General features: G+C 44.8%; 12 protein-coding genes and 1 pseudogene. 3 read left to right on the forward strand and 10 right to left on the reverse strand.

All coding sequences use genetic code 11. From position 1 onward, the window contains the following. Nucleotides 1-62 precede the first annotated feature (62 nt). From GRP75_RS13085 to GRP75_RS13095, 3 genes are all read right to left on the reverse strand, one after another. Nucleotides 63-1,013 (reverse strand): ring-cleaving dioxygenase, encoded by a 951-nt coding sequence (locus GRP75_RS13085; protein ID WP_053324602.1) that lies wholly within the window; start codon nucleotides 1,011-1,013, stop codon nucleotides 63-65. Between the two features lie 55 nt (nucleotides 1,014-1,068). Then, the gene (locus GRP75_RS13090) at nucleotides 1,069-1,695 is read right to left on the reverse strand and encodes a nitroreductase family protein (protein WP_023986919.1); all 627 of its coding nucleotides are present in this window, start codon (nucleotides 1,693-1,695) and stop codon (nucleotides 1,069-1,071) included. A gap of 140 nt (nucleotides 1,696-1,835) precedes the next feature. Further along, a complete protein-coding gene (locus tag GRP75_RS13095; protein ID WP_023986918.1) occupies nucleotides 1,836-2,207 on the reverse strand; it encodes an MmcQ/YjbR family DNA-binding protein in 372 nt (123 codons plus the stop codon). Between the two features lie 531 nt (nucleotides 2,208-2,738). On the opposite strand from GRP75_RS13095, the gene panB reads away from it, so the two are divergent. Further along, the gene (gene panB / locus GRP75_RS13100; RefSeq protein ID WP_160789519.1) at nucleotides 2,739-3,611 is read left to right on the forward strand and encodes a 3-methyl-2-oxobutanoate hydroxymethyltransferase; all 873 of its coding nucleotides are present in this window, start codon (nucleotides 2,739-2,741) and stop codon (nucleotides 3,609-3,611) included. After that, on the forward strand, nucleotides 3,611-4,534 hold the full coding sequence (locus GRP75_RS13105) for a ketopantoate reductase family protein (RefSeq protein ID WP_160789517.1): 924 nt from the start codon (nucleotides 3,611-3,613) through the stop codon (nucleotides 4,532-4,534). Before panB ends, GRP75_RS13105 begins: the two co-directional genes overlap by 1 nt. 101 nt (nucleotides 4,535-4,635) lie before the next feature. Here GRP75_RS13105 and GRP75_RS13110 read toward each other — a convergent pair whose 3' ends face one another. The 7 genes from GRP75_RS13110 to GRP75_RS13140 form a co-directional block, all read right to left on the reverse strand. Next, nucleotides 4,636-5,193, reverse strand: coding sequence for an NADPH-dependent FMN reductase (locus GRP75_RS13110; RefSeq protein WP_160789518.1), 558 nt, complete (start codon nucleotides 5,191-5,193; stop codon nucleotides 4,636-4,638). Between the two features lie 241 nt (nucleotides 5,194-5,434). Then, on the reverse strand, nucleotides 5,435-6,442 hold the full coding sequence (locus tag GRP75_RS13115) for an AI-2E family transporter (protein WP_023986914.1): 1,008 nt from the start codon (nucleotides 6,440-6,442) through the stop codon (nucleotides 5,435-5,437). A gap of 54 nt (nucleotides 6,443-6,496) precedes the next feature. Next, nucleotides 6,497-6,913, reverse strand: a complete 417-nt coding sequence (gene psiE, locus GRP75_RS13120; RefSeq protein WP_025723919.1) for a phosphate-starvation-inducible protein PsiE — start codon at nucleotides 6,911-6,913, stop codon at nucleotides 6,497-6,499. Between the two features lie 87 nt (nucleotides 6,914-7,000). Further along, nucleotides 7,001-7,495: a DedA family protein gene (locus GRP75_RS13125; protein ID WP_013308662.1), complete on the reverse strand. Its 495-nt coding sequence runs from the start codon at nucleotides 7,493-7,495 to the stop codon at nucleotides 7,001-7,003. A gap of 22 nt (nucleotides 7,496-7,517) precedes the next feature. Further along, on the reverse strand, nucleotides 7,518-8,027 hold the full coding sequence (pssA, locus tag GRP75_RS13130) for a CDP-diacylglycerol--serine O-phosphatidyltransferase (RefSeq protein ID WP_023986912.1): 510 nt from the start codon (nucleotides 8,025-8,027) through the stop codon (nucleotides 7,518-7,520). A gap of 24 nt (nucleotides 8,028-8,051) precedes the next feature. Continuing rightward, nucleotides 8,052-9,821: a sensor histidine kinase gene (locus tag GRP75_RS13135; protein ID WP_028541059.1), complete on the reverse strand. Its 1,770-nt coding sequence runs from the start codon at nucleotides 9,819-9,821 to the stop codon at nucleotides 8,052-8,054. Further along, nucleotides 9,818-10,498, reverse strand: a complete 681-nt coding sequence (locus GRP75_RS13140) for a response regulator transcription factor (protein WP_028541060.1) — start codon at nucleotides 10,496-10,498, stop codon at nucleotides 9,818-9,820. The genes GRP75_RS13135 and GRP75_RS13140 overlap by 4 nt, the downstream gene beginning before the upstream one ends. Before the next feature lie 210 nt (nucleotides 10,499-10,708). Between GRP75_RS13140 and GRP75_RS13145 the strand changes: the two are divergent. Next, a pseudogene (locus tag GRP75_RS13145) lies at nucleotides 10,709-11,011 on the forward strand (glycoside hydrolase family 30 protein); the annotation flags it as partial.

An 11,011-nucleotide genomic window follows, 5' to 3' on the forward strand; every position in this document is an offset into this window, starting at 1 on the left:
GGTAGAAATCTTCCTGTATTTGACCTTTTTGCTTCTAAATATGATTGTTTGGATCGAGCAGATTAATCCTGTTTTAATACTCTAGGTTCAATGGGAACCAGGTTAGACTCAATCTGGGTGCGCTGAGGCTCATACCATTCAGGCAGCATCAGCTTATGTCCTAACTCATTCAATTCCTCATCCACGGTAAATCCGGGTGGATCGGTTGCGATCTCGAATAAAATACCGCCCCGCTCGCGGAAGTATACGGCATTAAAGTATTGGCGATCTACAATACCACTGGTCCCAAAACCATGCTGATGAACCCATTCGTTCCACGCCTGATGCTCCGTATCGTCCTGCGCGCGCCAGGCAATATGGTGAACCGTACCGGCGCCGCCATTCCCCCACGGGACATCTTTGACCGGAATGTCGATCAGGTTGCCCAAATCACCTGTCGCCTGATAGCGGATGTAGCCTGCATTTGCGTCTTCTCCGATGGGAGTCATCCCCAGGACGTTCTCCAACACCTCTTGCGTATGCTTGGAATCCGCACTGTACAGTACCGCCCCGCCAAAGCCCTTGATCGCTTTATCCGTAGGCACGCCGCCAGCTGTCCACGTGTTCACCGGGCCATCTTCCCGCTCCACCAGCTCCAGATGCAAGCCCTCGTTGTCTCGGAACTGGATGAATGACTCGCCAAAACGAGTGGCCTTCGTGAAAGACACCTTCAAGCTGTGCAGACGGTTTTCCCAGTATTCCAAAGCACCGGACGGCACGACATACGTCGTAATCCCGACCTGTCCACCTCCAATCTTACCCTTGCGTGTACCCGGAGCTGGAAAAAAGGTAATGATCGTTCCCGGGCTGCCCTCTTCATTACCAAAGTACAAATGGTATACTTCTGGAGCATCAAAGTTGATCGTCTTTTTAATCAATCGCAGACCAAGTACGCCTGCGTAAAAATCAACGTTGCCCTGCGGGTCTCCTGCAAAGGACGTGATATGGTGAATTCCAGCGGTTTTCAATGACATCTTTATCACTCCTTCATTAACATGATGATTTATTTACAAAAATGATTTACAAATTTCAAAATCCATTGTAGCTGACAAATTGTCCAACCGGCTTGCGGTATCCCCGTGCCCGCTGACCCGATTCGTCCTCTTTACCCAAGGTAATCATCATCACGGGTACAAATTGCTCTGGAATATTCAGTACTTCCTGCACCTTCGCCGGATCAAAACCGATCATCGGGCAAGTATCCCAGCCTTTGTCCTTGGCAATCAACATCAATTGCATAGCCGACAGGCTGGCATTACGGATCGCTTCTTCTCTCTGGAAGACAGGTCCCCGCTCGCGATAAAACTGAGTTACCGACTCCACTGTACTATCATATTCCTGCTTGCTCAGGACACCTAAATTCAGGAAGCCTTCGTTGAGGTCAGCTACCTTGGTATAAGCTTCTGTATCCCCCAGCACTACAATGGTCGCCGAAGCCGTTAATATTTTATACTGCTTACTTGCCTCATCATGCAGTCTTTGTTTGGTATCTGCATCCTGCACTACGATATAGCGCGTATGCTGTAAATTAAAAGCCGATGGAGCAAACTTCACCAACTGAAATATTTCTTCTAGTTCTTTTGCATCTATAGTAACATCAGGAATAAATTTAGAAGCTGATCTTCTCTCTTGAATAATATTCACCAGTTCGCTCATGTTAAGTTCCACTCCTTGATATTATTTTCAAATAAATTATCTTTAAATTAAGAATATATCTATTCGTGTTTTCTGTCAACTAAAACTATAATCATGTTAGTAAGTATTTTTGGATACAACCTAAGGGCTTCACCAGCCCTTTACAAATCCGTTGCCCGTATCCTCATCGTAATCGCTTCGCGTTGCGCTTTGGTTAAGCTCTTGAAGACTAGCTCATACGAATGGTCGATCATGCTGTACAAATCCTCCAGTGGGAAGGTAGCATCAACCTCAATCGTATTCCAATGCTTTTTATTTAAATGATAGCCTGGCTTAATTGCCTTGTTTTGTTCACGCAGATTTACCGCAATGATCGGATCACATTTCAAGGATAGGTGGCTAATGCCGTCCTTTTCAGATAATAGAGCAAACATCTTGCCTCCAACTTTCAGTACTAGCGTTTCAGCACCGAATGGATAATCCTTAACAGCCTCTTTTTGGCTCAGACCATACGCTACAATTTGTTCATACACCAGCCTTCACTCCTCTGCTTGATTCATCATCTATGAAACGATTTGTGCCCTATTATATCACGCTCTCCACATACAATAGTCCCATGTTACAATTAGAATTCTATCGGGAGGGTCAATCCTTTCTATATGAATTTATCGACCGTCCGTGACCTCATACACGTCCTAAAGATTTAGCGATATTTCACATACTGTATCTGCAAGCTGACAGCCCTTCACTTCCGAATAGGAAGTTGGAGGGGCTTGTTTTGTTCATATAGTAGAGAATGTTATGCAACAGCCCTATATTTTGGTATACTTCCGTGAGAGGCTGTATCGATACATTCGAACGGTACTCTAGTTAGTGTAATTCAATATGTAGATGTGTGAGCCTATGGAGGTGAACTCGTTGGATTTTGCTCTGATCCGCAAGGACCGAGACAAAAGAACGGTCGCAAATTGACTCTTTTTTTGCCTTTCGGACCTTTTCAGCCATGTGCTGAAAGGTTTTTTTTGTGATCTAAAATAAAGGTAGGAAAGGATTTGAATGCAACCATGGCAACCTCGAAAGCACTTAATATTTTGCAATTGAAGAAAATGAAACGAGAAGGTTCACCTATAAGTATGATTACGGCGTATGACTATCCATCTGCTCGTTTGGCTGAGGAAGCCGGGATCGATATCATCCTTGTCGGTGATTCCGTAGGTAATGTGTTATCTAATTATAACTCCACACTGCCCGTCACTATGGATGATATGGTCTATCATACACGGTCTGTCGTGCGCGGTGCGGAACATACTTTTATTGTCGCGGATATGCCATTTATGACGTACCACGGGAGTAGTGAAGAAGCCCTTACTAATGTGCGCAGGCTCATGCAAGAGGGACATGCCCATGCCGTGAAATTAGAAGGGGGCATGGAAATTTGCGACACCGTGAAGCGAATTGTTCAATCCGGCGTCCCACTACTGGGGCATATCGGACTTACACCACAGTCTGTGCATCAAATCGGCGGATACTTCATTCAAGGTAAAAACTCACAGGCCGCTGAGCGCCTTCTAAATGATGCCCGGGCCCTGGAGCAAGCGGGAGCTTTTGCCATCGTGCTGGAGCTGGTGACAGAGGAAGTAGCGAAGAGCATCACCCGAGAGATATCTATTCCGGTCATTGGCATCGGTGCGGGGAGATACTGTGATGGCCAGGTTTTGGTGTATCATGACATGTTACAATACTCAGCTCCTTACCGGGAGAAAAAGTTCGTAAAAACCTATTCGGATATAGGTACTTTGATTCGCAACAGTATCGGTCAATATGTCGAAGACGTGAAGAATCGTTCTTTTCCGGGCGAGGAGCATGTTTTTAAGGCAGATGAGAACGTAGTAGAAGGACTATACGGGAATGCAAGAGTAAAGGCAGGGACCCTATAATGCGATTTCTGATTGTAGGTGCAGGGGCGATTGGAGGCTATTTTGGGGGACTTCTTGTTCAAAAAGGAGAAGACGTGACCTTCTTCGTACGCCCTTCAAAAAAATCTCAGTTGGCAAAAGACGGTCTAATTGTTAAAAGTGTTCATGGGGATTTTCAGACACCAGTGCGTGCTATTACAAATGGTGAAGCTGCCGATCCGTTCGACTGTATTATCATTTCGGTCAAAGCGTATCATCTTCCCCAATTGCAATCCGATCTTGAGCCTTATGTCGGTGATCATACCATGATTCTTCCGTTACTTAATGGTTACGAACATTTTGACTTTTTGCGCAAACAATTCGGTTCTGAAAAAGTGCTGGGCGGACTTTGTTATATTGAAACTACGTTGGATCATGATGGTTCTATTGTTCAGACAAGTCCGTTCCACCGTATCGTCTTCGGTGAATGGAACGGAGTGCAATCAGAGCGTACACAACTGCTGCTGAATCATCTTGATCATGCAGGCTTCACAGTGGCACGAAGTCACGATATTCAGCGTGAAGTGTGGCAGAAATATATATTCGTTGCCAGCTTGAGTGCAATTACAACACTGATGGAAGCCTCGGTTGGGATTATACTTGCCACGGCAGAGTCACGAGCTATATACGAAAAGCTGCTGCATGAGATTGTCACACTTGCTCGCAACGCGGGGATGCCGATTGATTCAGAGATGGAAGTTCATACACTGAAAACGATGGAATCCTTACGACCAGAGATGATGTCATCCATGCAACGCGATATGCTTAAAAAGCTTCCGGTTGAAGCCAGTCATCTACATGGTTCACTGCTTGCATTGGCTGCAACCAGTAATACTGTTTACCCCATACTCGAAACGGTATATGCCCGATTAAAGGTATACGAGAGCTTATTGGACACTGTCTAAAATTCAAACTTTAAAATCAATTAAAAGAGGAAGCGGCAGCTTCGAAGGTGAAAATGAAATCTTAGACTGCCGCTGCTTTTCCTTTATTAAACTTCAAAAATCTAAAGAGTTCCTGTGCTTGAGCATGCTTGCTCAAGCCCTTGAAGTAATGCTTCTAGCTCCTGCCTAGTTTCAGCGTTTGTAATTTCACCTTCCTGATTTAGCTTCAAGGTGATATGCGGAATAATGACCTTTCCATTCTCCACAATCTGTGCATTGATCATTTGCAATGTGAGCAGCAGCGAGGCATGCGCAAGATGGCCGCCCATAGGAGACGGTGACGCGCTAATGACCGCTGTAGGTTTATTTACAAATTCACCGGAAGATACGAGCCAATCCAAGGCATTTTTCAAAGCACCCGGCACACCATTCCCATATTCCGGTGTACAGATCAGCACTCCATCCACTTGTTTCAATTGCTCCCGTAGCTCTTTTACGGAAGCTGACCCCTCATCTACATCCAAGTCAGGGTTAAAATGCGGGAGATCCCCCAATCCATCATAGACTGTGAATATCATATTTTCAGAAGCCAGCCCCATAGTAGCCTTCATAAGCGCTGTATTGGAGGACTTTTGACGAAGGCTACCCGATATAGCCAATACCTTAATTTTCTGTTCCATCCGATCATCTCATTTCTTTTAACTTGATCTAATCTTGCATATTCAGTGTACTATAGCTAACAAGAGAATTAAAAAGTAAGTGAGAATGCATTGATAATGCCGTTGGACACCTCCTGCATGATGATGAGCGTCAGCGATTTTTTCCTATGAACAAAAGGGCAATAAAAAAATGCCTGCGGCTTCGCAGGCATTCGTGATGAATCAATAGTCACTATACAAGGGTGGAATCTGCAGTGCTGAATCAAGTATCCTTCTCTTGCTTGCGTTTTATCCCAATCAGATCAAGGAAGAAAACAAACAACGGAATACCTACAATCAAGCCCCAAATTCCAATCAGATGCTCAGAGAAAATAAGTACGACAAAGGTAAAGAAGATCGGTAAATTCGTTTTGGATGACATCAGCTTCGGATTTAAGAAATAGGCCTCAATCGCATGAATCACCACGATCAGAATAACTAGATAAATCACATATTGAATGCCGCCGACACTGAAAGCGATCAGGCCGAGCGGTGCCAGTGAGATAAACACACCTGCCACTGGAACCAATCCAAGTACGAAAATGATGAGCGCAAGACCAAGCAGATTAGGGAAGCCCATAATCCAGAGTGCAATCGTGGTCAATATACAGTTAATAAGTGAAATCAGTAGTTGAGCCTCCAATACCTTCCCGAACGTATCCAGAAACATACGGCCAAAATGACCCACTTCCTTGAAAAACCAACCCAGCTTGCTATCTACAAACGTAGCTGTAAAACGTGTAATATATGATTTTTCCATCAGGAAGAACAAGCTCAAAATAATCGACACCAGAAGCTGTGTTCCCAATTGACTGACCTTCATCACTGCACTCAGTCCAGGCTCAAATAGCCGCTGAACATTCAGCGTGTCCATAAATTCGATAATCGTTTCGTTCCATTGATTACGATCAGGATACATATACGCTTGCTGAATCATGAGATACACCTGCTTGACCTGTACGACGATTAGCGGCACCATTCGGTAAACGCCCCACACCATAATCAGAATTAGCAGCCCATACACCAGTAGCAGCACGATCATTGACGGCACATTGACGAACCGCTTGACCAGCTTATTCACTCCGTTATATATACTACCAATCAAGATCGTAAGCAGCAGTGTTAACAACATAATATTCATCATGCTTCTTAACATAAACAACAGCAAAACGATTATCGCAAGGACGGCTACCCGCCTGACGCCCGCATGATTCATCCAGTTTCTTACCATTCGTCTTTATTCCCTCTTTCCACTTGACTGTCAACTTTGCAATCTTCCTGAGCATCAATTTTCTCTTTTTATCAATTTACTGTTAGCGATCAATAGAGAACCTACCATGACTAAGATAGCAATAGACCACCAGAATGTATTTTTAGCATCATCATGATCTACAATAATGAGCCTGATGACAGCCGTGATCCCAATATAGATAAAATAACGTAATGGAAAATGAAAATTGGTTTTAAAGTACTTAACTATTAATGCTATGAATTCAAAATACAAGAAAAACACAAGCAACTCTTCCGTGAATTCATAGTAATTTTTGTCGGCCTCTGTGTACAAAAAAACATAAGAAAAAATGGACCATGTTTCTTTTAGAAGTAAGAAGCTTAAAATCAGCCCGACCAGAAACAGCGAGATATTCAAGATCATTTGCAGAAAACTAGGTAACTTCTCAATATACTTCATTAATGCATTCAATACAGATCCCCTCACTGGTTGTACAGTATCTTTATTTATATTATCGGTGGTATACGTGAAAAATGCTACATTACTTTTGAGGTCACCTTAATGAAAGTTTATATTCGCCCCTGCAATATAACCAATGGAGATAAAGATAAGCGTCCATATCAGAGAACCTGCGCTTGCCACCAGCATATATTTTCGGACAGGCATCGCACTAATGCCCGACAAATAGCTTGTCGCATGTCTGACTCCTGGGATAAAATAACCAAACAAAATGGTCCATAACCCAAAACGCGCAAACCACCCCTTAACTCTTGCAAATCGCTTCGGTGTCAATCCAACCCACTTGCCGTGCTTATCCACCAAGGGCTGACCCAGCTTTTTGCCTAGCGTGTAGCTGATCATCATCCCTGTCATTGCACCGATGAAGCTGACTAATATAGACACCGAATAATTCAGTACCATGATAGAGGATAAATAGCCGACAAACACCATAATAATTTCATCTGGAACCGGTAGACCGATAATCCCAAGAGCAAGAAGAGCAAAAATAGCGATATATCCGTATTGTGTAATCATGCTGATGACCCATTCCATAGGGGAGCCACCTCCTGACCGATTATTTTTTGAAGGACGGAAAGGGAATACGGCTAACCATCAGGAACGACAGCACTACCATTAATGCAAGCAACAACCCCGGCTTCAAATGCTCACTCCATAAAAACATAAAGGACAAAATCACACCCGCCGCCGTAATCGGCATACCTACAAAGCCTTTGCTAAAAGCCATTAGGTTGAATCTTGCCAATCTTACCGCACCGCATATGACAAACAAAACAGCCACAAGCGGTCCTATCCAATGGGTATCTCCCAGTTTGTATAACAAGATCAAGAAAGCAGGGGCAACCCCAAATGAGACAACATCCGCCAGCGAGTCGAGCTGTTTGCCAAAATCACTGGAGCAATGCAACAGCCTTGCCAGCAAACCGTCTAATACATCCCATAAAGCAGCCACCACCACGAGAATAAAAGCGGTCATGTATTGCTCATGAATCGTAAAATACAGGGATAAGACCCCTGCCCCCAGGTTTGCAATCGTGAATAGTGAGGGCAACCAATTCCATTTCATACTCCTTAACTCCTTTGCCGTAGCTTAGCCTCCGAATATAACAACAAAACGGACGCCGTCCTTGGTATTCTCCACCTTATAGCGGAATTCGTGCAAATCTAAAATTCGTTTGACGATCGACAGCCCCAGTCCTGTCCCACCCGTCTGGCGGCTACGTGACAGCTCGGCCCGGTAAAAACGGTCCCATATCTGCTCCAGTTGATCGTCAGGAATGGTCTCACCTTTATTTTCAATGGAAAAAAAACGGATTTCCTCAGCGCCTTCGATACGAATCGTGATTGAGCTTCCTTCCTCAGCATGCCGTATGGCATTGACAACAAAGTTGATAATCACCTGTTCCATCCATCCTACATCGGCATGAATCGGCATCTCATTGGCGGGGATAATGACCACTTCCAGCTTTTTCTCCTTCAACAGATGGAATAGCTTGTCCACGACTTCCTCCACCAGCTCACTCAAGATAAAGGTCGTCTTGCGGAGCTTGAGGGTTCCAGATTCCAATTTAGCGAGGTCCAGCATATCCTTGACCAATCGCTCCATTTTGTCCGCTTCCTCTACAATGACTTTCATATAATGATCCTGCTTCCCGGCGCTAACTCCATCTTGTAGTCCTTCTGCGAAGCCTTTAATGATACTCAACGGGGTTTTTAGCTCATGAGAAGCGTTGGCAAAAAAGTCTTGTTGCACAGCCTCCATCCTCTGTTTCTGTTCCATGTCCTCGACCAATTGTTGATTGACCTCCTGAAGCTCGCGCAAAGCCGTGTCCAGGTTCTGGGACAGGGTATACATGCTGTAGGACAGGCTGCCCAGCTCATCATTCTGCCGGATTGGTGTATGGGCTGTAAAATCGAGCTTAGCCATTCGCTTGGCGGTATTATTCAAAGCAATGAGCGGACGGGTCACCATCCGGGAATAGAACAGGGACAAAATCAGAATGAGTGCAAATCCCCCGATCCCTAGGTACAGATAAAACCAGCGCAGAGCTTCATTCGTCTCACTAATTTCCTGCAACGATGTCACTGTGAACAGGAGGTCGATCTCGCCTGTGTCCTGACGAACAGGATGGACTATGACTGCATTACGTACCCCTGTCCAAGGTTCCGTCCAATCTTCCTCCAACACTTCGAAATTCTTAAGTTTCTCCAGATGCGCCTGTGATAAAGGGAACCATTCCTCCAGCGCACCAAACAGTAATCCTTGTCGCTGACTCCATGTTTTCAGATCTGGCAGTGCAATCTCTGTCACCGTACCGGATAACCTTACACTGTCATCTGTGCCAGCCGCTTGCGATGTCGTTCCTATATTTTTGAAACCAGGCTTCTGAATGCCTAATGGATATATTAAGTTGGGGGAAGTGATGCCGTCAGTCCCCAATACCTCACCTTCAACCGTTACCGTATCACCGGGCTGAATCCGGGCAGCTCTCAACTCATCTCCGTACTCGCTCATAAACAGAGACAGCGATATCTTAACAACTTTACCATCTGCTGTTCTGAGACTGATATGAAACGCATCATCCAGCTTTACTTTGCCGTCTAGGGTAACAATCGCCAACTGGTTCTTATTCTGAAGCATAAAGCGAGCTGCCTCTCGCGAAACCCTGCCCGATCCCCAAGCCTCCTGGACATAACTTTGACCGAAGCTTTTCAAACGACTTTCCACACGACCAATCTTCTGTTGCTGATAAAAATTTTCAAAAAACAGAAATTGACTTAAAATCACCATACCGTAAAAACACAGGAAAAACACAACCGTCATAATGAACAACTTAAAGGTAACTCCCCGTTTGTTCATTCTTCCTCCTCAAACCTGTAGCCTGTACCAAAAACCGTGCGGATATGGCGTGATTCACGGCCTAGCTTACTTCTCAGCTTTTTGATATGAGTATCGACAACCCGTGTGTCTCCTTCAAAGTCGATGCCCCACACCCGGTTCAGTATCACATCCCGTGAAATGACTATGCCTTTATTATGTATAAGCAGCCGCAGCAACTCATACTCCTTGGGCGTCAGCTCGACTTCCGCCTGATCCACCTCAAGTCGATGAGCCATCGTATTGAGAATGGCAGTGCCGAATCGCAAAATATGCAACTCCGGCTGTACATGTCCTTCCACTCGCTTCATCAGCGCGTTTGCGCGGGCGATCAACACCTTGGGGCTAAAAGGTTTGGTAACATAATCATCGGCTCCCAGTTCAAAGCCTAATATTTTATCATCATCACCGGATTTGGCTGTCAACAAAATGATCGGCACACCTGAACGGCTGCGTACCTGGCGGCACACCTCCCAACCATCCAGCTCCGGCATCATAATATCGAGTATAATCAGGTCCGGCTGCACCGAATCAAACCAGATTAGTGCATCTTTTCCATTACCTGCTTCATAGACTTCCCAATTATTTTGTTTAAAATAATCAGCAATAACTTCACGAATACGTATTTCATCCTCCACGAGAAGAACCCTTTTCTTCAATCGACTTCCCTCTTTCGTCATTCTAGGACACCAGCATATCAAAGACATGTGTACTTTATGTGTTCTTGATACCTCTTATCAGCAGAACTTCTCATCAGCAAATTCGACCTTGGATTAGGGCAAATTTGTCTTGGCTCAGACCATCTCATCTCCTGTGATCCTACCCTATAATAAGAAGAGATACAAAAAGCTTGAACAGGAGGGTAATACATGAGTAATCAAACCATTCAGTGGTTTTCCACTTCTAAAGCTAAAGCTTGGCAATCCCAAGCTCATCATCTTACCGATACCCAAGATAGTGCCAACCTAACCCTTACGGGAGAAACACATCAGCTTGTCGAAGGTTTTGGTGGCTGTTTTAATGAATTGGGTTATGTAGCCATGAACCATTTGGAAAAGGACGAACGAGATCGGGTGCTTCATTCTCTCTTTCATCCAGAGGGCGAGCACAAATTTGCAATATGCCGACTTCCTATTGGAGCGAGTGACTACGCGCTGGAGTGGTACAGCCAC

This window comes from Paenibacillus sp. OT2-17 (genome assembly GCF_009827695.1).
GTDB classification, from domain to species: domain Bacteria; phylum Bacillota; class Bacilli; order Paenibacillales; family Paenibacillaceae; genus Paenibacillus; species Paenibacillus polymyxa_B.